Origin of the sequence: Streptomyces zhaozhouensis (assembly GCF_900230195.1) — a bacterium.
GTDB lineage: Bacteria > Actinomycetota > Actinomycetes > Streptomycetales > Streptomycetaceae > Streptomyces > Streptomyces zhaozhouensis.
This window is the reverse complement of sequence record NZ_OCNE01000008.1, coordinates 56556-80276: the sequence shown is the minus strand read 5'-3', so window position 1 is coordinate 80276 and position 23721 is coordinate 56556. Positions and strand designations below refer to the sequence as shown.

26 protein-coding genes are annotated in these 23721 nt (G+C 71.4%); 15 read left to right on the top strand and 11 right to left on the bottom strand.

Annotated features, from left to right (window positions below; all coding sequences use genetic code 11):
- Window positions 1–51: 51 nt before the first annotated feature.
- The 4 genes from fabG to CRP51_RS28840 form a co-directional block, all read right to left on the bottom strand.
- The gene (gene fabG / locus CRP51_RS13460) at window positions 52–813 is read right to left on the bottom strand and encodes a 3-oxoacyl-ACP reductase FabG (protein WP_097231399.1); all 762 of its coding nucleotides are present in this window, start codon (window positions 811–813) and stop codon (window positions 52–54) included.
- Window positions 814–924: 111 nt separating this feature from the next.
- Window positions 925–1326 (bottom strand): DUF3037 domain-containing protein, encoded by a 402-nt coding sequence (locus CRP51_RS13455; RefSeq protein WP_097231398.1) that lies wholly within the window; start codon window positions 1324–1326, stop codon window positions 925–927.
- The gene (locus CRP51_RS13450) at window positions 1323–2153 is read right to left on the bottom strand and encodes a HipA family kinase (RefSeq protein WP_097231397.1); all 831 of its coding nucleotides are present in this window, start codon (window positions 2151–2153) and stop codon (window positions 1323–1325) included. The genes CRP51_RS13455 and CRP51_RS13450 overlap by 4 nt, the downstream gene beginning before the upstream one ends.
- Before the next feature lies 1 nt (window position 2154).
- Window positions 2155–2580 carry a hypothetical protein gene (locus CRP51_RS28840; protein WP_170970545.1) on the bottom strand — a complete coding sequence of 142 codons (426 nt, stop codon included), beginning with the start codon at window positions 2578–2580 and terminating at the stop codon, window positions 2155–2157.
- A 128-nt stretch (window positions 2581–2708) separates the two neighbouring features.
- Here CRP51_RS28840 and CRP51_RS13440 point away from each other — a divergent pair, with 128 nt between their 5' ends.
- The 3 genes from CRP51_RS13440 to CRP51_RS13435 all read left to right on the top strand — a co-directional run bounded on the left by CRP51_RS13440 (window position 2709) and on the right by CRP51_RS13435 (window position 3749).
- The gene (locus CRP51_RS13440; RefSeq protein ID WP_097231396.1) at window positions 2709–3023 is read left to right on the top strand and encodes a DUF6980 family protein; all 315 of its coding nucleotides are present in this window, start codon (window positions 2709–2711) and stop codon (window positions 3021–3023) included.
- Window positions 3024–3449: 426 nt separating this feature from the next.
- On the top strand, window positions 3450–3575 hold the full coding sequence (locus CRP51_RS30235; protein WP_439333163.1) for a hypothetical protein: 126 nt from the start codon (window positions 3450–3452) through the stop codon (window positions 3573–3575).
- A 9-nt stretch (window positions 3576–3584) separates the two neighbouring features.
- Complete coding sequence (locus CRP51_RS13435; RefSeq protein ID WP_212615901.1) at window positions 3585–3749, top strand: hypothetical protein; 165 nt, start codon at window positions 3585–3587, stop codon at window positions 3747–3749.
- 51 nt (window positions 3750–3800) lie between these two features.
- Here the strand turns inward: CRP51_RS13435 and CRP51_RS13430 are convergent, their stop codons facing one another.
- Entirely contained in the window at window positions 3801–4910 is a 1110-nt protein-coding gene (locus CRP51_RS13430; RefSeq protein WP_097231395.1) for an ABC transporter substrate-binding protein, read from the bottom strand.
- 884 nt (window positions 4911–5794) lie between these two features.
- On the opposite strand from CRP51_RS13430, the gene CRP51_RS13415 reads away from it, so the two are divergent.
- Window positions 5795–6304: an NUDIX hydrolase gene (locus tag CRP51_RS13415; RefSeq protein ID WP_097231393.1), complete on the top strand. Its 510-nt coding sequence runs from the start codon at window positions 5795–5797 to the stop codon at window positions 6302–6304.
- Window positions 6305–6340: 36 nt separating this feature from the next.
- On the opposite strand, the gene CRP51_RS13410 is transcribed toward CRP51_RS13415, so the two are convergent.
- A complete protein-coding gene (locus CRP51_RS13410) occupies window positions 6341–6547 on the bottom strand; it encodes a hypothetical protein (RefSeq protein ID WP_141514596.1) in 207 nt (68 codons plus the stop codon).
- Window positions 6548–6904: 357 nt separating this feature from the next.
- Window positions 6905–7297: a winged helix-turn-helix transcriptional regulator gene (locus tag CRP51_RS13405; protein WP_097231391.1), complete on the bottom strand. Its 393-nt coding sequence runs from the start codon at window positions 7295–7297 to the stop codon at window positions 6905–6907.
- A gap of 92 nt (window positions 7298–7389) precedes the next feature.
- Here CRP51_RS13405 and CRP51_RS13400 point away from each other — a divergent pair, with 92 nt between their 5' ends.
- Window positions 7390–8229 (top strand): SDR family oxidoreductase, encoded by an 840-nt coding sequence (locus CRP51_RS13400; RefSeq protein ID WP_097231390.1) that lies wholly within the window; start codon window positions 7390–7392, stop codon window positions 8227–8229.
- A gap of 209 nt (window positions 8230–8438) precedes the next feature.
- Here the strand turns inward: CRP51_RS13400 and CRP51_RS28835 are convergent, their stop codons facing one another.
- Both CRP51_RS28835 and CRP51_RS13385 read right to left on the bottom strand, forming a co-directional pair.
- Entirely contained in the window at window positions 8439–9164 is a 726-nt protein-coding gene (locus tag CRP51_RS28835) for a substrate-binding domain-containing protein (protein ID WP_170970544.1), read from the bottom strand.
- A 314-nt stretch (window positions 9165–9478) separates the two neighbouring features.
- Window positions 9479–9784 carry a hypothetical protein gene (locus tag CRP51_RS13385; protein WP_141514595.1) on the bottom strand — a complete coding sequence of 102 codons (306 nt, stop codon included), beginning with the start codon at window positions 9782–9784 and terminating at the stop codon, window positions 9479–9481.
- Between the two features lie 191 nt (window positions 9785–9975).
- On the opposite strand from CRP51_RS13385, the gene CRP51_RS13380 reads away from it, so the two are divergent.
- From CRP51_RS13380 to CRP51_RS13340, 9 genes are all read left to right on the top strand, one after another.
- On the top strand, window positions 9976–10284 hold the full coding sequence (locus CRP51_RS13380) for a RidA family protein (RefSeq protein WP_097231387.1): 309 nt from the start codon (window positions 9976–9978) through the stop codon (window positions 10282–10284).
- A gap of 113 nt (window positions 10285–10397) precedes the next feature.
- Window positions 10398–11216, top strand: a complete 819-nt coding sequence (locus tag CRP51_RS13375; protein WP_097231386.1) for a peptidase dimerization domain-containing protein — start codon at window positions 10398–10400, stop codon at window positions 11214–11216.
- A gap of 21 nt (window positions 11217–11237) precedes the next feature.
- Entirely contained in the window at window positions 11238–11609 is a 372-nt protein-coding gene (locus CRP51_RS13370; RefSeq protein ID WP_439333162.1) for a hypothetical protein, read from the top strand.
- Between the two features lie 462 nt (window positions 11610–12071).
- Entirely contained in the window at window positions 12072–14063 is a 1992-nt protein-coding gene (locus CRP51_RS13365) for a choice-of-anchor M domain-containing protein (protein WP_097231385.1), read from the top strand.
- Between the two features lie 110 nt (window positions 14064–14173).
- Window positions 14174–15739: an anchored repeat ABC transporter, substrate-binding protein gene (locus CRP51_RS13360; protein ID WP_097231384.1), complete on the top strand. Its 1566-nt coding sequence runs from the start codon at window positions 14174–14176 to the stop codon at window positions 15737–15739.
- A 34-nt stretch (window positions 15740–15773) separates the two neighbouring features.
- The gene (locus CRP51_RS13355; protein WP_097231383.1) at window positions 15774–16784 is read left to right on the top strand and encodes a choice-of-anchor M domain-containing protein; all 1011 of its coding nucleotides are present in this window, start codon (window positions 15774–15776) and stop codon (window positions 16782–16784) included.
- The gene (locus CRP51_RS13350) at window positions 16781–17524 is read left to right on the top strand and encodes an anchored repeat-type ABC transporter ATP-binding subunit (RefSeq protein WP_097231382.1); all 744 of its coding nucleotides are present in this window, start codon (window positions 16781–16783) and stop codon (window positions 17522–17524) included. The genes CRP51_RS13355 and CRP51_RS13350 overlap by 4 nt, the downstream gene beginning before the upstream one ends.
- The gene (locus CRP51_RS13345) at window positions 17524–18414 is read left to right on the top strand and encodes an anchored repeat-type ABC transporter permease subunit (RefSeq protein WP_097231381.1); all 891 of its coding nucleotides are present in this window, start codon (window positions 17524–17526) and stop codon (window positions 18412–18414) included. The genes CRP51_RS13350 and CRP51_RS13345 overlap by 1 nt, the downstream gene beginning before the upstream one ends.
- Window positions 18415–18469: 55 nt before the next feature.
- Window positions 18470–19123, top strand: a complete 654-nt coding sequence (locus CRP51_RS13340) for an SAM-dependent methyltransferase (protein ID WP_097231380.1) — start codon at window positions 18470–18472, stop codon at window positions 19121–19123.
- 257 nt (window positions 19124–19380) lie between these two features.
- Here CRP51_RS13340 and CRP51_RS28830 read toward each other — a convergent pair whose 3' ends face one another.
- Together CRP51_RS28830 and CRP51_RS13330 are read right to left on the bottom strand one after the other, a co-directional pair.
- Window positions 19381–21720, bottom strand: a complete 2340-nt coding sequence (locus CRP51_RS28830; protein ID WP_170970543.1) for a choice-of-anchor M domain-containing protein — start codon at window positions 21718–21720, stop codon at window positions 19381–19383.
- A 422-nt stretch (window positions 21721–22142) separates the two neighbouring features.
- Entirely contained in the window at window positions 22143–22619 is a 477-nt protein-coding gene (locus CRP51_RS13330) for an SRPBCC family protein (RefSeq protein WP_097231378.1), read from the bottom strand.
- Window positions 22620–23015: 396 nt separating this feature from the next.
- On the opposite strand from CRP51_RS13330, the gene CRP51_RS13325 reads away from it, so the two are divergent.
- Entirely contained in the window at window positions 23016–23657 is a 642-nt protein-coding gene (locus CRP51_RS13325) for a histidine phosphatase family protein (protein WP_097231377.1), read from the top strand.
- The last annotated feature ends 64 nt before the right edge of the window (window positions 23658–23721 follow it).

Below are 23721 nucleotides of genomic sequence, written 5' to 3'. Positions count from 1 at the left end.
GCGTCGGCGCGGTCGGAGCCGGTCTCGTGCCGCTCGTCGCGCGGCTCGTTGTCAGTCAAGGGGGCCTCCGGCGACGTAGAGCACCTGACCGGAGACGAAGCCGGCGGCGTCACTGGTGAAGAACGAGATGGCGTGCGCGATGTCCTCCGGCCTCCCGACCCGGCGCACCGGGATGCGGTCCGCCGCGGCCTGCTGGAAGTCCTCGAACGAGACGCCGACCCGGTCGGCGGTGGCGGCCGTCATGTCGGTGGCGATGAAGCCGGGCGCCACCGCGTTGACCGTGACGCCGAACTTGCCCAGCTCGATGGCGAGCGTCTTCGTGAAGCCCTGGAGCCCGGCCTTGGCCGCCGCGTAGTTGGCCTGGCCCCGGTTTCCCAGGGCGGAGCTGGAGGAGAGATTGACGATCCGGCCGAACCCGGCCTCGACCATGTGCTGCTGACACGCGCGGGAGACGAGGAACGCGCCGCGCAGGTGGACGCCGAGCACGGTGTCCCAGTCGGTCTCGCTCATCTTGAACAGGAGGTTGTCCCGCAGGACACCCGCGTTGTTCACCAGGATTCGCGGGGGCCCGAGCCGCTCGGCGACGCGGTCGACGGCGGAGCGCACCGCGTCCGCGTCCGAGACGTCGCAGCCGACCGCCAGGGCGCTGCCGCCGGCCGCCTCGACGGCGGCGACGGTCTCCCGCCCGGCGTCCTCCGTCAGGTCAAGCACGGCGACCCGGTGGCCGTCGGCGGCCAGCCGGACGGCGGTGGCGGCGCCGATCCCCCGGGCCGCCCCCGTCACCAGCGCCACGCGCTGCTCGGTGGTGGTCATTGCTCTGCATCTCCTCGCCGTCGAGTGACGCGCCCCGTTCGGGCACGGGTAGCTCCTACCGTGTAGTAACTACCATCCGGGACTGACAGCGCGGAACCCCGCCGGTCCCCCTCACCGCACGAGGACCCCCAGGAGCCGCTCCAGCTCGGCGTCCGGGTCGGCGGTCAAACCGGTGTGAACCGGCCCGGGTTGGACGACCGTGCTGCGCGGGGCGATCAGCCAGCGGAACCTGCGCCCCGCCTCGTCGCCCGCCGCCGCGCCCGCGCCCGGCCCTCCGTCGCACACCCGCTCCACGGCGCGCAACGCGGCGCGCACGCCCTCGACGTCCGCCGTCGGATCGAGCGCCAGCAGCCGCGCGGTGTCGAGATGGACGCGGGCCGCGAGGAAGGAGCGGGGGCGCGAGTAGAGCAGCACGCCCGCGTTGATCGCCTCGCCGCGCTCGACGCGGGGCACCACGCGCAGCAGCGCGTACTCGAAGACGGCGCGCTCCGGCGCCTCGGGGGCCCGCGTCATCGGGTGGCTCCCTCGGTGGCCTCGGGCCGGCCGGTCAGCCAGCCGGGGGCGCCGGAGCCCCGGCGTTCGGTCCTGGTGCCCAGCTCGACGCGCGCGCCGACGGTGGCGACCCGGCTCAGCAGCGTCTCGCGGTAGGCGGCCCGCAGCGCGGCGGGCTCCGCCAGGCCGGGCTCGGGCCCCAGCCACGCGTCGGGCACCTCCGCCAGCACCTCGTCGAGCAGCTCGGCCGTGACCAGCGGCGCCAACGCCGCGTCCGCGGCCGCCACATCGGGCGCGAACGGCGCCAGCGCGTGGTCGGCGGCGGCGAAGCCGCGGGCCGCCGAGGCGGTGGCCGACGGCCAGTTGTGGTGCCAGATCAGCGCGGCGCCGTGGTCGATCAGCCACAGGTCGCCGTGCCACACCAGCAGGTTGGGATTGCGCCAGGACCGGTCCACGTTGTTGACCAGCGCGTCGAACCAGACCACCCGGCCGGCCTCGACCGGGTCCACGCGGTAGGCCAGCGGGTCGAAGCCGATCGACCCCGGCAGGTAGTCCATCCCCAGGTTGGCACCGGCGCTCGCCTTCAGCAGCTCCTGGACCTCCTGGTCCGGCTCGGCCAACCCGATCACCGGGTCCAGCCCGATCACCACCAGCTCCGGCACCCGCAGCCCGAGCCTGCGCGCCAGCCCGCCGCAGACCACCTCCGACACCAGCGACTTGGGCCCCTGGCCGGCACCGGTGAACTTCATGACATAGGTACCCAGATCGTCCGCCTCGACGATCCCGGGGAGCGATCCGCCCTCCCGCAACGGGGTGACATAGCGGGTGGCGAGGACTTCGGGGAGCATGTCACAAGGCTATACGCCGCCGCAGCCTTGCGATCCACGGCGGGCGTTCGGGGCCGGGTCTTGGGGCCCCGCCCTTGCCCGGCGTCCACTCCCCCGTGACGTGGTCGGCGAGCGTGACGTCGCCCTGACGCGGATCCACGGAGTCGCCGCGCTCCTCGTCCACGGAGGACCGGCGGAGCCATGCCCTGACATCCTCCAGCGTCTCGAACGAGCGGTCGCGCACGCCGGGGATGCCACCGACGCGATAGGGCTTCCCCTTCCCGTAGCGAGCTGTCCGCCCCCTCCCCTGCGAAAGCTCGGCGGCCCCCGCCGCCTGTGCCGCCACAGGTAGAGCGTGTTCTCCGAGATCCCGAGATAGGCGGCGGCCTTCCTGATCGTCGGAAACGACGCGCCCGGGGTCCGATTCGGCCATGCTGGCTGGCAGCATGGCGGCATGGTCGCAGAACTCCGCCGCTCCGGATGGTGGTCGCCGGCGGGCCCCGTGGCAGGTCTGGGGCGTGTCGCAGTCCATGCTCTCCTTCTGGGCGTAGTGCCGGACGACGAGAAGCCGAGGTCATGACCAGTCACTGCTGCGAGGCGATGGCCGACCGCGTGAACGTGTGCTGCGACCAGCACGACACCTCCTTCTCCTGTCCCGACGCGCTGGTTGCTCTCAGCGCCAAGTTCCAGGAGTACGGACTGATCATCCATGACGGAGGAACGTCGAGCGTCACGATCGACTTCTGCCCCTGGTGCGGACGGCGCCTCCCCGAGTCGCAACGGGACCGGTGGTTTGACGAGTTGGAACGCCGCGGGATCGATCCGTGGGGGGACGAGGTCCCCGCCGCATTCCAGGATGACCGCTGGCTCGCCTCCCCACGCCGGGAGTAGCGGACCAGCAGCACGTCAGGCCACTTCCGATACATGCCCCATGCCTTCCCCGCGGCGACGGGTAGGAAGAGCGTGCCCGATGGTTGGCGGCCACGACCGGAGGAGAGGTGACCTCACCGTCGGTGGGCGCGAGTGGCGTGGGTCATCGGTGTCAAGGCGGGTCAGGCGGCCTTTCCGAAGCGGTCGCGCGCGGGTGGGGTGGCGCGTTGGGTGAGGGCTTGGGTCTGCGTGTGCGATTCGGTGGCGAGTTGTTCGGCGTCGGGGCGGCGGTACCAGGGGGTGAGGGTGATCAGGGCGACGGGAAGTCCGGTGGCCAGTAGCAGGGCTTGGCCCTTGGGGAGGGCGCGGATCTGGTCGGGCGGGAGGATGCGTTCGGTGCGGGTGGAGACGCTGGTGGAGCAGCCCTGTTCGCCGTAGGAGCGGGAGGTGGTGGGTACGTCGTGTGCGCCGACGAACCGGGAGAGTTTTGTCGGCGAAGTCGGGGTCGTCGACCTCGGCGCCGATGATCTTGATGGCGGCGGCTTTCAAAAGTGGATCTGGGTCATGCGGTGATCTTGGTTCGTGTCGTGTGGAGATCTGACGGGCGAGCAATCGGCGGTGCTGGCCCCGCTGTTGCCGGAGGGGAAGAAGCCGGGGCGGCCCCTTGCGTGGTCACGCCGGCGGCTGGTCGACGGCATACGCCACGAGGCGACCGTCCTCGTCGCCGACCGCAACGAGCGGCTGTGACCAGCACCTTCGCAGTTCGGCAGAGCTGGGCAGTCGGACTTCCCTACTCACTCAGCCGGCGTGGAGGATCCGAAAGCGATCGGGTTCGGCCGGGTCCCGATCAACGACTTGGATGGGTGTCCAAGCCCATTGCCAAACGCTGATGCCCGGCGTGCGGGAGAACTGGATCGGCCTGCGGGTGCCCTCGACCGCCACGCGCGGCCATGACCCGGCGATGGCCGCCCGGTCCGTGCCGTGGGAACGCAGCACCGCAGCGAGGACGGCGACGGTGTCCCAGCCCTCGAAGGCGACGAAGGAGGGCGCTTCGCCAAGCCGCTCGCGGAGTTCCCTCTCGACGCGTTCACCGAGCGGACCGAGGCGCTCGGGCAGGTAGCGCAGGAACGGGATCCCGGCGCCGTCCTCGCCCAGCGCCGCGGCCCATGCGGCGAACTCCGGTTGTCCGGCCGGAGCGCCGATGAGGATCTCCGCGAGCCGCCGGTCGCCCCGGACGGCCCGGACGATCGGCACCGCCGGTTCCGGATGGCCGACCAGCAGTAGGAGCGCCGTCGCGCCATGGTCGACGAGCGCGTCGCACAGGGCCTCGGGCGTGAGCGTCGCGTCGAGTTCGAGGACGGTGCCGCCGCGGGGAGCGAGGTGGTCCCGCAGGACGCGGGTCCCGGACGCCCAGTAGACGCTCGGCTGGGTCGCCACGGCGATCCGACGCCGGCCCGCGCGGAGGAGGAAGTCCGCGTAGATCCGCCAGCCGTGGGACTGGGCCGGGGCCAGACGCGCGACCCACTCCGTCGGCTCCTCGGTGAGCGCGTCGAGCACCGCGGACGAGCAGAGAAACGGCACGCCGAGGGCGTCGGCGCGGGCGGCGGCGGCGCGGGCGACCACGCTGTGATACTCCCCCACCACGGCGGCCACGCCCAAGCGGGCCAGTTCGTCCACGGCCGCCGCAGCCCGCTCCGGATCGGCCGCGGTGTCCCGGACCACCAACTCCAGTGGTCTGCCGTCGATCCCGCCGGCGTCGTTGACCTCGCGCACGGCCAGGTCGAGTCCTGCGAGCAGGTGTCGGCCCGCCTCGACCCAGCCGGGCCGCGTCAGCGGGACGAGAGCACCCAGGCGGATGGATGACCCGTCTGGGTGCTCCGCTCCGGACGGCGATGGTGGCGTGTTCATCGGGTGGCGACTCCCCTGGGACGATGCGGTCGCGGTCCGCCCGGAACGCGCGCCGGCCGCTGGCGGTGCGCGATCATCACGTCCCGCCGAGGCAGGCGCGCCCGGGTGCTCATGCCGGTCATTGGATCCAACACCTGCGCCCCTAGGCAACCGAGATTGTGAGGGTGGAGTCGGCGGGGTGGGAGGCTAGGGCGCCGTCGGCTGGGGGGTCGTGGGGGTGGCGTGGGCGAGGCGGGCGAACTCCTTCTGGAGGGAGGAGTTCAGGCGTGCCGCCGAGCGGAAGTGGCCCAGGATCTCCTCGACGCGGTCAAGCGCTTCGTGTGGGGCGGGCGGGTCGCCTGTGACCAGCTCGTGGGCAGCTTCCCGGAGGACGTCGACGGTCGCGGTGAGCAGCGAGTCCTCCTCGCCCAGGAGGCGGTGGATCTCCCACCCGAGTTGCCCTCCGAGGGAACGAGAGCGGGAAGCGTCAACGACCGCGTGCGGGTGGGTCGCGGATGGAGTTCTGCTACGAGTGCTTGCCCGGAGGCCCGGTCGGGCCATCTTCGTGCCGAAGCTGCGGGTCCCGTGACAGGTACTTCAGCCAGGGGCAGTGCGATTCGTGCCATCCCGGCGCCCCGATGCATCCCGGGTCATGCCGTAGCTGCCTGGCCTGGGGTGTCCACCGTGCCCATAGCTGGTATGGCTGGAGCTGCCGCTGGTGGGCGACCCGCTATCCGACGGCCGAATGTATGTGATCTCTTCGGACCCTCGATCACCGCCGCACTCCGTTACGCCAACACCCTCGAACACCCGGACCTGGCCGACGGCTCCGCCAGCACCCACAGTGCGAGGTAGGACGCACACCCGAACGTGGTCCCCAGGGGGCCCCTGCGATCGTAGGTCTCATGGGCGAACTGGTTGAGCGGGTCGATGAGCAGGACCATGTCGTGGCAGTCGTCGACCGTGGGGAGGCGATTCGGGAGCGCTGGATGCACCGCGTCGCGACGATCGTGTGCCGGGACGGCGACGGACGGATCCTCGTGCACCGTCGCCCGGATGATGTCTCCCGTTTCCCGGGACAGTTCAACTGGATGCTTGGTGGCGCCGTCGACGTCGGCGAGTCGTACGAGGAAGCCGCGGTCAGGGAACTGGCGGAGGAACTCGGAGTCCACGCTGATCCCCGCTTCGTGCTCAAGTTCCTGTGCGACGGCGTGATCAGTCCCTACTGGCTGGGCCTTCATGAAGTGGTGATCACAGTGCCGGTTCAGCCCGACCCCAAGGAAGTCGCCTGGTTCGACTGGCTGACCGAGCCCGAACTCGAAGAGATCGTCCGCCGTTCCGAGTTCGTCCCGGATGCCCGCGAGGCATTCGACCGATATCGAGCCTTGGGCGCCCCGAGTCACCCCTTCGGTTAGGCTCGTCACGCTCTACCACCCTTCGGTTCACGGGGATCAGGACGTCGGTATTTGTGAACTCAGGGGGTTGGTGGTCATGCGGGCGTCGGCGTCGAAGCGCGCGGCCTCCCGTTCGTGGAGGATGTGCCGGGTGCCGAAGGAGCGGTCGGCGACGGTCCACAGGCCGCGGCCTCGGGTCAGGGCGGAGATGGCCTGGATCTCGGTGCCGGTCAGCCCCATCGTTTCGCCACGCGGGGATGACATCCGCACACAAGCTGAACTGCGCTGACGTCGAGCGAGCAGACTACCGGCGGCCGGTGTGCCATGGTTCGCGCCGCGAAGACCGTCGGCGGGGGAAGACGGTGGCCGGTTCCCGCGCGGGCGGGGCGGACTGCAGCGGCACCGCCACCCCCGGCTGAGCCACCTCAGTGAGCAAGGGGCCTCGCTGATGGTGCGTGTGGCCAGGTCCCACCACAAGAAGCCGGAGAACGTCCGCCGCTACTTACACCCCTCGCACGAAGCCATCGCCGAGGTCACCAGCCTGCTCGCACCCGGCCCGGCGACGCGCGGCGCTGACCGCAGACACGAGGCAGGAGGCCGTGCTGAGCATCCACCGGGAGGTCATGCTGCGCGTTCAGGGCGGCCAGAGGGCGCTGTGTGCGACAGCCGCTGTGTGATTCGGTCGAACAGCTCCGTCAGCGGCTCGCCGATGTCCCGGCCGAACTCGGTCAGCCCGTAGGTGACCTGGGGCGGCGTCGTCGGCTCGACCTTCCGCCAGACCAGGCCGTCCTGCACGAGCGCGCGCAGGGTCTGGGCGAGCATCTTCTCGCTGATGCCCTGGATGCTCTCGCGCAGCTCATAGAAGCGGAGGTCATTACTCCGCAAGGAGATCAGCACCCAGACGCCCCACCTGCTGGTCACGTGGTCGACCATGTCCCGCGCAGGGCAGTCGGTGTGAAACACGTCATACCGTTCCCCCGGCTCGCCCCGCCTACGCTGCACGCCTTCCACCATGTCATGAGCTTACCTCAAGGTATGTCCTTACCGAGAGTTAGCTCCGGCTCCTAGCGTGAAGACCGCAGAGAACGACCGATAGGGAGCTGATCATGATCGTGGTAACCGGGGCCACCGGGAACATCGGGCGGCCGTTGACGCTGGCGCTGGCCGAGGCGGGCGAGCAGGTGACGGCAGTGTCACGGCACGCGGCGGCGGTGCCGGACGGCGTCCGCCACGTGGTGGCCGACCTGGCCGAGCCGGCCGGCCTCAGGCCGGCGCTGGCCGGTGCGAAGTCGCTGTTCCTGCTGTTGTCCGGCGACCTGCACGCCACGGGAGCCAACCCTGCCGACATCATCGGCGAAGCCGCGGCCAGCGGGGTCCGCCGCGTCGTCCTGCTCTCCACACTGGGCGTGGTGACCAGGCCATTCGGGACAACGCGCGTCGCGATGCGCGCGCTGGAGGACACCGTGCGGGAATCCGGCCTGGAGTGGGCCATCTTGCGGCCGGGTGGCTTCGCCTCCAACGCCCTGTGGTGGGCCGAGTCCGTCCGCGCGCAGCAGGTCGTCGCCGCACCTTTCGGCGACGTCGGGGTGCCGATCATCGACCCGGCGGACATCGCCGCGGTCGCGGCGGCCTGCCTGCTCGACGACCGGCACACCGGCGGCGTGTACGAACTGACCGGCCCGGAGGTAATCACTCCGCGCCAGCAGGCGGAAGCCATCGCTGCCGCGCTAGGCTCGCCCGTGAGGTTTCACGAGCTCACCCGCGACGAGGCCAAGGCCGCCATGGCCCAGAACATGCCGGCGGAGCTCGCCGACGACACTCTGGACATCCTCGGCTCCCCGAGCCCGGCCGAGTTGCGCGTCAGCCCGGACGTCCAGCAGGTCCTGGGCCGCGCCCCGCACACCTTCGCCGACTGGGCCGCCCGCAATGTCGCCGCGTTCCGCTGAGACTGGTCGGCGCCACCGGAACCGCTGATCTTGCTCGGCGATCGTTTGACGACAGGTGGAGGCGGCCCGCATCACGGTGCCTGCGTGAAGGCGTGCGCCGTCCCGGTCAGCTCGGCGACCTCCAGCAGCAGCTCGGGGAAATCCACGCGGGGCAGCCTGCCGTTGACCAGCTAGGGTCTGTCGCGAAAGGTGATCTTGGTCGTGGATGATCACGCTTCGTGGGGCATGGTGATCTGACGAACGCGCGGTGGGCCCGGCTTGAGCCGTTGCTGCCGAAGGGGCTCAAGCCGGGTCGTCCGCCGGTGCGGACGCGGCAGTTGATCGACGGGTCGAATGCGTGTCCACGTTTCGCGGTGGACACCGTGCCCGACTCCGAACGCGCTGGCCACAGATCTGCTCGCGGTGACAGTCAGGGTGCCCCCGGGGTGTTCCTCGGCCACGGTGCGGCGTACCACCGCCAGGTGCAGCCCCGGCCAGATGCCGGTGCGGTCGTAGTACGCCTCCTCGACGGAGCGGAAGTCGCGGAACAGCCGGCGGAACGGGCTGTCCGGCTCCAGGAAGCCCCGAGGCGGGTCGGGGACCATCAGCGCGTCGAGTTCCCCGTCCAGCAGCATGTCGCGTAGCCCCCGACCGGGCGGCGCCATCGAGGCGTTGGGCGGCAGGTTGCCCTGGGGGCGGTCCTCCGCGACGCCTTCGACCGGGCCGCAGACCCAGGTGAAACGATCTGTCCCGATGCCCTGCTCGCGGATCGCCGCGCGACTCCAGGTGTCGCCCGATGCCATCCAGTTGTCGGTGCCGATGCGGCCGCCGACCAGATCCTGGAAACTGGCGCGCTCGTCGCTTTCACGCACGAAGAAGCACCGGTGGCGGAAGTTGCGCATCAGGAAGAACGGCACGGCGACCCAGGTGGTGTCGCCGCTCGCGATCCGGGCCACCTGGCGGCTGATCGAGGACTCGCCGAGCAGGACGTCCGGGTCCTTTGAGCGTGCGTCCCACGGCGCCTCGGGTGTCCCGGTCCACGGCGAAGGTGAAACCCTCCGCCCGCACGTCGCCGAGCGCGAGCGGGGCGAGGTGGCCGTAGTCCTTCGCCACGAGGGTGAACGTCGGTGCGGTCATGAGTGGTTACCTCTCTGATCGGGTGCGTCGGTTCAGGTGCGGGTGGGGAGTCGGGCGCCTCGGGTTCTCGGGCTGGTCGGGTCCGACGGCCTGACGGCCTCCGTCCGACCGTGGTCGGCGCCCGGGGGCTTGGTCAGCCCGGGGTGGCCGCCACGGTGATCACCCGGTCCCCCTCGGCGACGGTCGCCTCCGCGGCGCTGCGCAGTACCACTCCGTCGACGGGCGCGGTCAGTGGTACGGGTGCGCCGGTGAGCGGGCGGATAAAGCCCACGTGCTCGCCGCGGGTGATGGTCTGCCCCGAGGTCTTCCGCAGGGAGAGGAAGCCCGGCTCGGGGCTGTGCAGGGTGGTGGCAGCCCGCGTCACCAGTGGGTCGCCGGGTCGGGCCGGGCGGTCGGTCAACTGCCCCCTGGACCGCAGCACGTTGAGGATGCCGGCCACCCCGAGGTCCACCTGGGAGCCGGCCAGGACGGCCGGAGTCCAGGTGAGGCCGCAAGGGACGCAGGGGCAGTGCTGATTCCTGCCCGTCGCCCAAGTCGAGCAGGGTGACGAGGTTGTCGGCGTTGACGAGCACGTGCTGCCGGACGGCCTCCGCGAGCGCTCCCCCGTCACGCTCCCGCAGCAGGCCCACGATGTGCGCGTGGTCCCGGATCCGCTGCACCACGTACTCCTCGTACTGGCGCTGCCAGGCCTTGTCCGCCTCGGTGCTGGGCAAGATCCGGGGGCTCCTCCAGGAGGCGGGACTGGGCCTGGAGCACGTCGCCAGGGTGACGGCCTTCCTCGCCGACCCGTCCCCGCTCGGCGCCGTCAACGAGGTCTACCGCGAGTTCTTCACCGCTCCCTACCCGTCGCGCTCGGCCGTCGGGGCCGCGCTTCCCAAGCCGGGCTTCCTCGTCGAGATCGAGGCACTCGCCGTCCGCCCCAGCCAGCCGGAGGACTGATTCCGTGCGTCTCAACGAACTCACGAAGCTGCGCCGGCGCCTGCACGCGCACGCGGAGCCGGGGTTCCTGGAGTACCTCACGGCGGCCACCGTCGTGACGGAACTGCGGGCCCGTGCCGTTCCCCACCGACTGGGCGCCGAGGTCGTACGGATGGACACCGTCCCGGAACCCCCGAGCGAGGCGGACCGCACCCACTGGGCCGGCCGGGCGCGCGCCGCGGGCGCCGATCCGCGACTGGTCGAGCGGTTCGCCGCCGAGAGGACCGGCGTCGTGGCAGAGTTGGTCGGCGACCGCCCCGGCCCGGTGTGGGGCCTTCGGGTGGCGGGCCCGGTTCACCGGCGAAGCGGCTCATGCCTCGGCGGCCCCGGAGCGGGGACGCAACGCCCTGGCCGCCGCCGCCCAGGCGACGCTCGCGCTGCTCGGCATGACCCGCTTCGCCACCTCCGACACCCGGGTCAACGTGGGAACGTTCCAGGCCGGAGGAGGCGCCAACATCATCCCCGCGCACGCGGAGCTGACCTACGAGGTACGTGCCCGCGCCAACGAGGTGCTCGACGAACTCAACCGGCGGGCGGGGGACATCGTCGAAGGCGCGGCGCGGATGTACGGGGTCACCGCCGACAGTCTTCGGTACGGTCAGGCCGCCACCTCCGTGCCCGACCCGCTCGCGCTCCGGGCCGTCGAGGAGGCGGCCGCCACCGTTCCCGCGGTCACCCGGTACCTCGGTCGGGCCAGCGCGGCGGGCGGCAGCGACGACGCGCACTCGATGATCACGACGGTGCAGGCGGCCGGCGGGGTGGGCGCCTACCTCATGGTGGGGGCGCGCAGCGTGGACGTACCACACCACCATCGCCGCTTCGACTTCGACGAGCGGGCGCTGGGGATCGCGACGGACCTGCTGGAAGCGGTGTTCCGGGGGTCCGGGGCCTGACAGCGGTCCCCGAACACACCGATGACCGGTCGCCCCGCCGCGGTCGGCACGGCCGGTCAGGAAACGCGTCCCGCCACGAGCGGCCGGGGCCTGGCGTGTTCATTCATGGTTCCTTCCGCTCTCCTGCGGGTGAGGCTCGGCCGGCGCCGGGGCGCTGCCCCGCGTACAGGCGCTCGACACCTTCGCAATCCGCTGACCGCGGCGGGCATCACCGCTATCGACGACAGCGACACCAACCCACTGCGGTGGTGCGTCTCCGACCGGGGGAAGATCCGCGGCCGTCGCGTCCCCCGGCTGACGGACCGACAGCGGCGCGCGATGGCCAGGGCCGGCGAGAACGCCAGCGAGACGGCCCTGCCGCCGTATCCGTCCACGCCACGGGTCTCGCGCTGACAGAGCTTGCGGGGCCACACCCCCGGGGGCTCGGGAGTCCCGGCGACTGCGGCGGTCGGCGGGGGCGCGAGGAGCCGCGCACGACGGGGCCGCCTCGTGACGTGCCACACATTCGATGCGAGTCGGCGCCGAGCTCCCCGGCCCGCCCCGGGGAAGTCGGGCAAGGCCCTCACCCCTGCGATCTCGCTCTTTCCAGTCCCGCGACCGAACAGCCCCGGTGCCGCTCGCCCCTTGGCCGTCGCCGTACACCGGGCGGGCGCCGAGACAGGGGGGTTGATGGGAACGATTATCATTTCGTAGGCTCGTCACCTTCCTTTCTCGCCTCCGCACACCTGTCGTCCGAAATCCCCGCACGCGGGTCGACGCGCGTTGCACGCGTCGGCGCCCAGGCGGTCCGCACGAGACCGCCCGTCCTCATGTGCCTCTCCCCGGGGCAGACCACAGAAGGAGCACCACACCGACATGAACACCCGTACGGGACCGAGATGGGGGCACGCCGTGGCGGGCCTGGTGGCCACGGCGTTGGCCGTCGGCACCATGGGCACCGCCCAGGCGGCCGATCCGCTGGTTCTGGACCATGGTCACATCGACGCCTTCCATGTGGCCGTCGAGAACGACGAGTTGGTTCTCGACCTCGCCGAGGACGTGACCGGTTCCCATGCCCGGCACGCCCCCGAGGACGTGCTGCTGCACGTGAAGGAGGACGCCTGGATAGCCGACATCCCGGAGCAGTATCCGGGCTCGCCGGCCGGGTACGTGCTGCCGTTGACCCAGGACCCGAACCTGATCTGGCCCGGCTGGGACACCAACGCGACGGCCGGCAGCGGCCACACCGACGTCGAGATCGACATCACCTCGGTGAACGGCCCCGGGGAGGTCTTCCTCTACACGCTGACCGGGTTCGGCACGGTCACCTCGCTGCTGGAGGACGGCGGCTACGAACTGCCCGGCACCCTCAGGGAGGAGACCCCGGCGCACACCCACGCGCAGTGGACCTTCGCCGAGGCCGGCACCTACACCCTCACCGCCCAGGCCACCGCCACCAACCCCGACAACGGCGACACGCTCACCAGCGACCCCGCCACCTACACCTTCACGGTCGGCGAGCAGGAGGAGCCGGCCCCGGCCCCGGACAGCCTGTCGATCGAGGGGCTGGCGGACCACTACCACACCGGTGGCGCGGTGGAGTTGACGGCCGTACCGAACGTGGCCACGGAGCTGGACCACTACCACTGGTACACCAGGGAGTCCTCCTCCGCCGAGTGGGAGGCCGCGGAAGGCGGCGAGGGCGACCGCTACTCGGGCACGGCCGAGCTGGACGGTCAGCAGGTGCGGGCCGAACTCCTCGGAGACGACCACGAGGTGGTCGCCGCGTCCGAACCGGTGACCATTCACGTCGACGACCACGACGACTCCGGTGGCACCGGGGGCAAGTCCGGCGGCTCGGGCGAGCACTCCGGCGGCTCGGGGGGTGACGCCGGGGGCACCGGCGCCGGCGGTTCCACCGGCGGTGACACAGGCGGTGACAGCGACGGCGAAGCCGGCGGGTCCGGGTCTGACGGCGGGACGACGAGCGGAGCTTCGTCGGCCGCTGGTTCCACCGGCGGGGATGCCGAGCCGCAGTGCTTCCCCGTGGAGGAGGAGCGCGAGGTCCCGGCGGAGCCGAGTGAGGCGCTGGTGCTCGACCACGGGCACATCGACGCGTTCCACGTCCTGACCGAGGGTGGGGACCTGATCCTCAACCTCAAGGAGGACGTGACGGGGAGCCATGTCACCCACTCCCCGGAAGACGTGGTCCTGCACGTCAAGCCCGAGGCTCTCACCGAGGACATCCCCGAGGGGTACCCGGGCGCACCGGCCGGTTACCTGCTGCCGTTGACCCAGGACCCGAACCTGATCTGGCCCGGCTGGGACACCAACGGAACGGCCGGCAGCGGCTACACCGACGTCGAGATCGACATCACCTCGGTGAACGGCCCCGGGGAGGTCTTCCTCTACACCACCAACACCTTCGGCGGTGCCGTCCCGATCCTCGAGGGGGGCGGCTACGAACTGCCCGGCACCCTCAGGGAGGAGACCCCGGCGCACACCCACGCGCAGTGGACCTTCGCCGAGGCCGGCACCTACACCCTCACCGCCGAGGCCACCGCCACCAACCCCGACAACGGCGACACGCTCACCAGCGACCCCGCCACCTACACCTTCGCAGTCGGGGACGCTCCCGACGGCCTCGCGACGCGGGGCGGAACGACCACCGAGTCGGTGACCGTGGGTCAGACCGCCGACGGTGAGGACTGCGAGCTGTCCGACGACCAGCTCAGCGGTGGCGGCAACCTGGCCAGCACCGGCAGCGATCTCTCCCCGTCGTGGGTGATCGGGGCCAGCGTGGCACTGCTCGCCTCCGGGGGAGCGGCGTTCGTGATCGCCCGACGACGCCTGGCGGCACGCGCCTGAGGCGCGACGCGCAGCCGGTGGGGTGGAGCCGCTGTGACCGCTCCGCCCCACCGGCGGGTCCCCGCACCGAGCCGGTGTTCTCCGAACCAAGCAGAAGGACCCCGAAGCCGATGAGGCGGAAGAGCGGCACGCCGCGCACACTGGCCGTCGTCGCGGCGCTGGCCCTGACGGTCGGCGGCTGCGGTGGGTTGGCCACCCCGCCGGACGACGGGCGGCTGTCCGTGGTCACCACCACAGGCATCCTGGCCGACCTGGCGGGCCGGGTCGGCGGCGACCTGGTCGATGTCGAGTCCCTGGTCCCGGAGGGCGGGGACCCGCACTCTCACGAGCCGACGCTGCGGGACGTGCGTGACATCGTCTACGCGGACGCCGCGTTCAGCAACTACCTGATGCTGGAGGAGCAGAACCTGATCCGGGCGCTGGACGCCAACCTCCCGGACGGTGTTCCCAACATCTCGCTCGCCGAGCGCGCGACCAAGTACGCGGCCGAGATCATTCCGCTGGTGGAGAACGTCAACCTCGACACCATCTGGCTGGGCCTGCGCGTACGCGGCACCGGGGAGGAGCTCGGGGCCACCCGATCCTCCGAGGTGCGGCTGAAGGCCACCGGGCTGGAAGGCCCCGGGGAGCTGATCGGCTATCTGACGGAGACCTTCGGCGAGCCGACGGTCTTCTTCGACTCCTCCGACGGCTTCGACGCGGGCGACGGCTACGAGGCGGACACCGCGCTGCTGCCGCCGGACGCCCACACCCACATGAGCTGGGCCTTCACCGAACCCGGCGTCTACCGACTGGACATGGAGGCAGAGGCCGTACCCACTCCGCAGACCCGGCCCGTGCCGCTCGGCGAGACCACGGTCACCTTCGCCGTCGGCGTCGATCCCCACGCCGTGCCCGGCATGGAGAGCGCCACGGTGCTCGACAGCGGGCACGCCGATGTCGCGGTGGACCTCGACTCCGAGGGCCTCCACCTGTACGCGGACCCCGAGGGCGACCACGGACACCAGGAGGTCCACGCCCCCGCCGAGACGGTGGTCGAGGTGCCCAACAAGGCGCTCACGGAGGTGCCGGGAGACCCCGCCTTCCGGATGCTGGGGCGCGCCGGCACGGAGATCCACCAACTGCCACAGGCCGTCCTGGGCCGCCATGTGCACGGCGAGATCGACCCCCACCTGTGGCAGAACGTCCGGAACGCGATGGCCTACGTCAAGATCATCCGGGACACCCTGATCGAGATCGATCCCGCGCACGCCGCCGAGTACCGCGCCAACGCCTCCGACTACCTGCGGGAGTTGGAGGACGTCGACGCGTATGTCACCGAGACCGTGGCCGAGATCCCCGCCTCGCGCCGCCACCTGGTCACCACCCACGACGCGTTCGGCTACCTGGGCGACGCCTACGGCCTGGACATCGCCGGCTTCGTCACCCCCAATCCCGCCACCGAACCCAGCCTGGCCGAACGCCGACGGCTCGGCGAGACCATAGACAACCTCTCGGTGCCCGCCGTCTTCCTGGAACCCAACCTCCGCAGCCGCTCCAGCACCCTCCTCCAGATAGCCGAGGAGCGGGACGTGGCGGTGTGCGAGATCTACGGCGACGCCTTCGACGAAGAGGTCACCACCTACGCCGCGATGATGCGCGCCAACGCCGACTCGCTGCGCGAGTGCCTCGGCTGAGCGCACTCAGCGCCCTCACCCCCAAGGAATCCCGATGCCCCAACTCCCCGCGGCCGGCGTCCCTTACCGGCGGCCCGCACCGCCACGAGCCCGTTGGGCCTCTCCCCTCGCGGCCCTGGCGGCCGCTCCCCTGGTCCTGCTGCTGCCCGCCGCGGCCGCCCACGCCGACGAGGACGGCGACCTGGAGCAGACCGTCGCCCCCGAGGAGGAGAACGTCCGGGGCGAGGCGGTCCTCGACATCGGCCATGTCGACATCGGCCCGCGGTTCGTCGACGGCGAGTGGCACATCCAGGGCCGGGACGACTCCCAGTCCCCGCCCGTGTGGCGGGGACTGACCGACGTGGTGACCCGCGTCGTGGACGCCGCTGTCCAACAGGCGCCCGACAACCCGGACTTCGCCTTCCTGGACGCCGAGCCCGGCAGCGACGTCCACGTCATTCCACAGACCCAGGCGCCCGAGGTGGTCTGGCTGGGCTGGAACACGCAGGACCCGGAGGTCATGGAGCGGGTGAACCGGGGCGTGACGCTGACCATGCACGGCATGGAGGGCCCGGGTCATCTCGCGGTCTTCCTCCAGAACGGCGACCTCGGCGCGCCCGAGGTGCTCTGGGACGGCGACGAACCGGGCCCCCAGGAACTGTGGGTGGACCTCAACACCCACACGCACGCCAACTGGGTCTTCACCGAACCCGGCGTCTACGTCGTGGACTTCGAGGTCTCAGCCGACCTGATCACCGGTGAGACGGTCTCGGACCGGGCGCCGCTGCGCTTCGCCGTCGGCGAGGGCACCGACCTGGACGAGGCGTTCGCCGCCGAACTCGACCAGGCTTCCCCGGCGTCGCAGGAACCGCCGGGCGACGAGAACGCCGAGGACCGGTCGTCCTCCGACGAGACCGGGACCGCGGACGAGGGCTCGTCCGTGCCGGCCGTCCTCGCCGTCGTCGGCGCGGTCGCCGTGGCCCTGGCAGCGGCCGTCGTGACGGTGACCGTGCGTGGCCGGCGCGCCCGCAGGATCGCCGCCGCCTCGGACGAGAAGGCGTCATGAGCGCGCTGACCGTGCGGGGCCTGAACGTGGTCCTCGGCGAAAGACCGGTGCTGCGCGAGGTGGACCTCACCGTGGCCGCCGGCGAGTTCATGGGACTGATAGGACCCAACGGCGCCGGCAAGACCACCCTGCTGCGCACGGTGCTGGGTCTCGTGCGCCCCGCCTCCGGCACCATCCGTGTCGAGGACGAGCCCCTCGGCCGCGTCCGCCGGCGCGTCGGCTACGTGCCGCAACGTCACGAGTTCGCTTGGGACTTCCCCATCAACGTCGCCGACGCGGTGCTCTCCGGGCGCGTGCGGCGCGTCGGTTGGCTGCGCCGTCCGGGGGTGGCCGACTACCGGGCGGCGGGGGCGGCGCTGGCGCGGGTGGGCATGACCGGACTGGCCGACCGCCCCGTCGGCCAGCTCTCCGGCGGTCAGCGCCAACGCGTCCTGGTCGCCCGCGCGTTGGCCCTGCGGCCCAGCGTGCTGCTGCTGGACGAGCCGTTCACCGGCCTGGACGTTCCCACCCAGGAACTGTTGACCGACCTGTTCACCGAACTGAGCCGGGAGAACAAGGCGGTGCTGATGACCACCCACGACCTGACAGGAGCCATGCACACCTGCGGCAGCCTCACTCTGGTCAACCAGACCGTGATCGCCACCGGCGCGCCCGAGGAGCTGCGCGACGCCGAGCTGTGGCGGCGCGCCTTCGGTATTCGCCGTGGCAGCCCTCTGCTGGCCGCCCTGGGAGTCGCGTGATGCTCACCCCGCAGGAGTTCGTCGCCGACCTCTTCAACCCGGCGCTCACCTTCCTCCCCAAAGCGCTCTTCGTCGCGTTGCTCTCCTCGGCCGTCTGTGGCGTCATCGGCTGCTACGTCGTCCTGCGCGGCATGGCCTTCATCGGCGACGCCGTCGCCCACGCGGTCTTCCCGGGGCTCGCCGTCGCCTTCGTGGTCCAAGGCAACCTCGTCCTCGGCGGCGCGGTAGCCGGCGTCCTCACCGCCGTCGCCGTCGCGGTCTTCGCCCAGAACCGACGCCTGCGCGAGGACAGCGTGATCGGTGTCTTCTTCGTCGCCGCCTTCGCGCTCGGCATCGTGATCATCAGCCGCTCCCCCGGCTACTCCGGCTCACTCCAGCAGTTCCTCTTCGGCTCCATCACCGGCATCCCCGACGAGGACCTGATCGTGGTGGGCGTCTCCACCGTCGGTCTGCTCCTGGTCGCCTTCCTCTTCCACAAGGAGTTCGTCGCCGTCACCCTCGACCGGGAGTCCGCCCGCGCCCTGGGCCTTCCCGTCTTCGCCCTCGACCTGGCCCTCTACATCATGGTCTCGATCGCCGTGGTCATCTCCGTGCAGACCATCGGCAACATCCTGGTTCTCGCGCTCCTCGTCACCCCCGCCGCCACGGCACGGCTCCTGACCGACCGACTGGGCCTGATGATGCTGCTCGCGCCCCTCGTCGGCGGCGCCTCGGCCCTCATCGGTCTCTACCTGTCCTGGAGCATCGACCTGCCTACGGGCGGCACCATCGTGCTGGTCGCCACCGGATTCTTCCTCCTCTCCTGGGGGGCGGCACCACGCCACGGCCTCCTGGGTCGCCTGGCACGACGGCGCCGGAATCCGGACGCGGTCGAGACCGCGCCCGGATGAGTCGCGGCCTGGGAGAGCGAGACCTCACGCACCTCACCTACCGGGAAGGAAACGCATGACACAGCGGCCCAGCCTCGACCAGCCGCCAGAGGCGTTCTGGGAGGAGCTCTACCGCCCCCACCGCGAGAACCCCACGCTCTGGGGTGCCCGGGTCAACCCGCTGCTGGGGGAGGTGGCCGCCGGGCTACCCCCCGGCGTCGCACTCGACCTCGGCTCCGGAGCGGGCGGCGACGCCATCTGGCTCGCCCGGCACGGCTGGCGGGTCACCGCCGTCGACATCTCCGCGACGGCGGTCGCGGGGCTTCAGCGATGCGCACGGGAACAGGAACTCGCTCACCTCGTGACCGCTGAACGCCACGACCTCGCCCGCACCTTCCCCGAGGGCGCGTTCGACCTGGTCTCCGCCCAGTACCTGCACACCCCCTTCGCTCTGCCGCGGTCGGCCGTCCTGCGCGCCGCGGCACACGCCCTGCGCCCCGGCGGACGGCTTCTGGTCGTCGACCACGGCTCCCGCGCCCCCTGGTCCTGGGACCAGGATCCCGACGCCCGGTTCCCCGCCCCGGAGGAGATCCACGCCGAACTCGCGCTCGCGGAACCCACCTGGACCGTCGAACGGTCCGACGCACCCCGGCGGGAGGCGACCGGCCCGAACGGCCAGACCGCCGTCGTCACCGACCACGTCCTCCTGCTGCGCCGGACCCCCCGTTAAGGGGCTCTCCTCCCTCGGCCGGGCGCACGATCGGTGTCTCACCGGCGAGGCGCCGGTTGACGGACGCGCCGGCCGGGTCCGGCCCGAAGGAGACCGCGCGCCCAGGCGCACCCGGGCCAACGCGCCCGCGCGGTCGACGCCGACGAGTCGGGGTCGACCGCGCGGGCGCGGGACGAAACGGCCGGCGTCGTGAGAAGTCGCGGCGTGCTCCCGCGCTGTCCTCGCGCGCGGGAGCACGCCGGGCGGGGTCGAGTCCGCTACCGGGTCACGGTGAGGGTCACCGGGTCGGAGGGCCCGTAGGCGATCTCCCCGCTCGGGGTGACCACGGCGACGCTGAACTCGTGCCCGTCCTGCTCGGCGGAGGTCGCGAAGGCATACTCCGGTCCGGTCGCTCCGGGGACCGGGACGGCCTCCCCGGCGTCGGGGGCCCTCTCGTACCACTGATAGCCCGTCAGCACGGTACCCGTCTCGACCTCGGCCGACAGCGTGGCGGTATCGCCCGCGGCGTACTCGGTCTCCCCGGTCACTGTCACCGTCTGGCGGGGCGCCGCGCCGTGGTCGTCGACGTACACCGTCACGGGGTCGGCCGTGATCGGGGATGCGGCGTCGTCACCGAGGGTCAGGGTTGCCCGTACCTCGACCCCGTCCAGCGCCTGCTCGGCGACCAGTGTGTGCTCGAGCCCGGAAGCGTCGGGGAGGGAGTCCCACTCCTGGGCGCCCGGCCACCTCCACTCCCAGTCGATCGTGTCGCCCTCGCCGATCGGCGGGTCGGCGACCAGGGAGAAGTCGATGGGGCTGCCCTGGTGGTAGTGGTCGGCGAGGTCGGCGAAGGCGAGGATCTGCTCTTCGGCCGGGGCATCGGTCACGCGAAGCTGTATCGCTTCGCTGATCGTGACGTCTCCCCTGGTCATCACGAAGTAGAGCGTCTGGCCGTCGTCGGCCATCGTCATCGTCCTCTCGAACGACAGGGCCTCGGGTGCGCTGCCCTCCTTGAGCACCGTGTCGTAGGGCATACGCCACGAGTAGGTGGCGTCCTCAAGCTCGGGGTGGACCGTGGTGTCTACCTGGAGGGTGGCGCCCTCCCGGTAGAGCGACCGCAATCCCTCGAACAGCACCTCGCGCTCGTTGATCTCGGTCGTCACCGGGGCCGACTGGGCCACGGCGAGCCCGTCCCGGACGACGCGGACGGCGTACTCGGTCTCTCCCGTGAGGGTGGTGGTCACGGCCACCCGGTCGGGCTCGGGGAAGGTCACGTCGCTCAGACCGTCCGCCGCGTCGAACCAGGGGCTGCCCGACCGCCTGACCAGTTCCAGCGTCTCCCCCTCGGCCACCTCCCGACCCGAGAGCCGGAACGCGAACGTGTCCCCCGCGTAGATCGTCTCGTCGTTCACGCGAGTGAGAGACGGCACTTCGCCGAGCGGCTCGACCGCGAGCGGCTGCCAGGCGGTCTCCGCCTCGACGGAAGTGCCCGTGAGCAGCTGCGCCTTGAGTTCGTACCCGTCGTCCGACGCGGACATGGCCTTGACGAGCCGCGGGCCTGTGCCGGCGGCGTAGCCACTGGAGGTCGCGCCGACCGGTCGAACGACCCAGCGGAAGCTCTGGCCCTCCCCCGCGCTGACTCCCACGGCCTCCGCCACCAGCTCGTCGCCCGGCTGGTAGGAGGACGCCAGCCCCTCGACGCGGAACGGCTCACCGCCCGGCTCGGTCACGGCGATGGCCACCGGGTCCGAGGTCGAAGCCTCGGCGAGGTTGGTGGTTTCGGGAACGAAGCGCGCGGTGACGCTCTGGTTGCCCAGGCCGAGCGCGTCGGTGGTCAACGACGCCTCGCCCGCGGCCACCGGCTCGTGGCCGAGGACGGCGTCGCCGGCGCGGAACTCCAGATAGCCCTCGACGGACGCCGGCGTCACCGACGCCGTCAGATCGACGCTCTCCCCGAGCGCGATCTCCGTCGCCGACGAGGTCAACGTGGCACCGGTCGCGACCGTCTCGGGGAGGTCACCGACCACGAACGTGTAGGTGGCACTCGTGCTGACGGGCTCACCGGAGCGGAACACCTCGGCCTCGACGCTGAGGCGGTAGGTGCCGGCCTCGGTGAAAGCCCAGTTCGCGTGCATGTGGGTCCGGCCCACCTCGAAGGACCTGAAGTCCTCGTCGGACGACCACAGTCGGTTGACGGAGCCAGGCCCGCCGGTGGTGAACACCTCCAGGTCGCCGGGGCCCTCGACCTCGTTGAGGGTGAAAGTGGTCCGGTCGTCGTCCACCGCCCCCGCGGGCACCGACTCGGTCGAGAAGCCGGGCCACAGTTGGTCGCCCCCGGGGTTGGACTCCGGCGTCAGCCAGACGGAGGCCCCTTCGGGCGCGATGAACTCGAAGCCCTCGGGCACCGTTGTCGCCGAGTCGTCATCGACGTGGAACCACACCTCGTCGGCGGCGAACCGCGTCCCCGTCCCCTCCGGCACATCCGCCTTGCTGCCGAGGTTGAGGGTCTCCTCGTCCAGAAAGGTCGAGACCGCGTCCGTGTGCAGATCCTGGAGGACGCGGTACTCCCTCGGCTCGGGGGCGGGTCCGTCAGCCGCCAGCGCCGGCGTGCTCTGCAAGGTGATCACTGTGGTGGCGACCATCGCGGTTGCCAGGCACGCCGCGGAACGGCGTATCAGCGCGGATGTCAACGAGCGTTCCTTCCGGTTGGCCCTCAGAAGCAGGGCTGGGAGCACGAGTGAGCGCGTTGATGGCCCATGGGAGACCAACGGCGAGCGAAGTCCCCCGAGGGCGACGCTAGATGAAAATGAAAACGAGTACCGTGTGATGGTATGTGCGGCGCTTCGGCGAGGGCAAGTAGCGGCTCAACAGGGCCTCGCGAGGCGACGCGGGGGCGGGAATTCGTCGCGCACCCCCGCCGTTCGACTCCGCCAGCCAGCCCGGCGCCTCCTGGGATCGCGCGCGGTCGAAGGCGCTCACGCGAGGGCGAAGGCGCCCGTGCCGAGGAGCTCACCGGCCGGAACGCCCCGCGCTCCGGTGGTCATCGCGGGGCGGGGCGTCGCTGTCGCGTGTCGCGGGACCGCGCGTGTTCCCGTACGGCGATCTGGGCCAGTTTCGTGAGCATGATGCCGTTGCGGACGGCGACGAGATAGTTCACGGGGAGCCCGTGCATCCGGGTGCCGGGCCCCCGGAGAGGATGCCAGTCGAGGATGAACAGGGTGTTGTCGCCCCAGGGAATGAGGCGCATGGCGATGCGGACCGCGCCGAAGGGGTCCGCCTTCGCTTCGAGCTCCAGGCGCTCGGGCGCTTCGCAGATGCGGACGACGCAGGTGTCGTCGAGGGACAGCGGTCCGAGGCCGAGGCGGACGCGCAGGCGTGCGCCGACATCGGGCCAGTGCGGGTCCGCGGCGAGAATCTCCCGGGTTCCGGTCACCCACTGCCCGTAGCGGTAGCCGCCGGCCAGCAGGCCCCACACCTGGGACGGAGGGCTCAGGATCAGACGTTGGTTCCGGGTCAAGCTGACAACGCTCCTGACGGTAGAAGAAGGGGGAGGTGGGCCGCGTAGAGGCCCGCCCGACGGGGCATCGGGACGCCTCCCACAGCCGCACGCTAGGACGTGTGACGGACGCGTCTGAAGCGACAAGCCGGTCAGTCATCCGCCCGGCCGCACGGGCCGCCGCCGGGGTGGCACGGCCATCCCGCACAACTGGCGCGGGCGCCGCGAGGAGACGCGTTCCCACCACCTGACTCGACGACCACCCCACGGAGCGATCGCCGAGACCGGCACCGGCTCCCGCCGCCTCGCCAGCGCCCGAGCGCGAGCCGAAGAACCCGCTTGTGCGCTCCGCACCGTCTCCTCCATGGTTGCGGCCTGCGACCAGGCAGGACGCCACCTACAGGAGGGCACACACTGATGCGGACTCTGCACGTCGTCACTCATCCGGAGGCGACGCACCATGTCGAGGGAGTCGTCGGCGGATGGCATGACTCGCGACTGACGCCCGCTGGCGTCCGTGCGGCGGTCTCCGTCGCCCGGGCGTTGCGGGCACGGGTCCCGAACGACGCGGAGGTCGAGCTGTTCACGTCGGATCTGCGGCGCACCCTGCAGACGGCCGATGCGGTGGCCGAGCAGTTCGGCGTGAAGCCGGTCTCGGATAGCAGGCTGCGGGAGAAGTCATACGGTGAGGCGGAGGGTAAGCCGCAGGAGTGGCTGGACCGGCGCTTCGTCCCACCGCCGGCTGTCGGGGAGCGCATGGATCACGACGAGGGCGTGGACGGTTCCGAGACCAAGGCGGCGTGGGCGCGACGCGTCTACGCGGCCATGGACGAGATCCTGCGGAACCCCTGCGAACACCAGATCATCGTGACGCACGGTGGCACCCTGACGTTCGTGGTGGCGTCCTGGATCAGGATGCCGATCGCGTCGGCCGGCTATGCCAGTTTCCGGGCCCCCTCCGGCAGCATCACCACGCTGCGCGAAGACGACTTCTTCCGCAACCGCCAAGTCGTCAGCCTCGGTGACACTCCTGATCCCGACTCCGCACAAGCCGGCTGACCTCAACCCGGCCCGCTTCGACCGCCCGCCGCCCTCACGGGCGGCGGGCCGCCCCACACGGGCG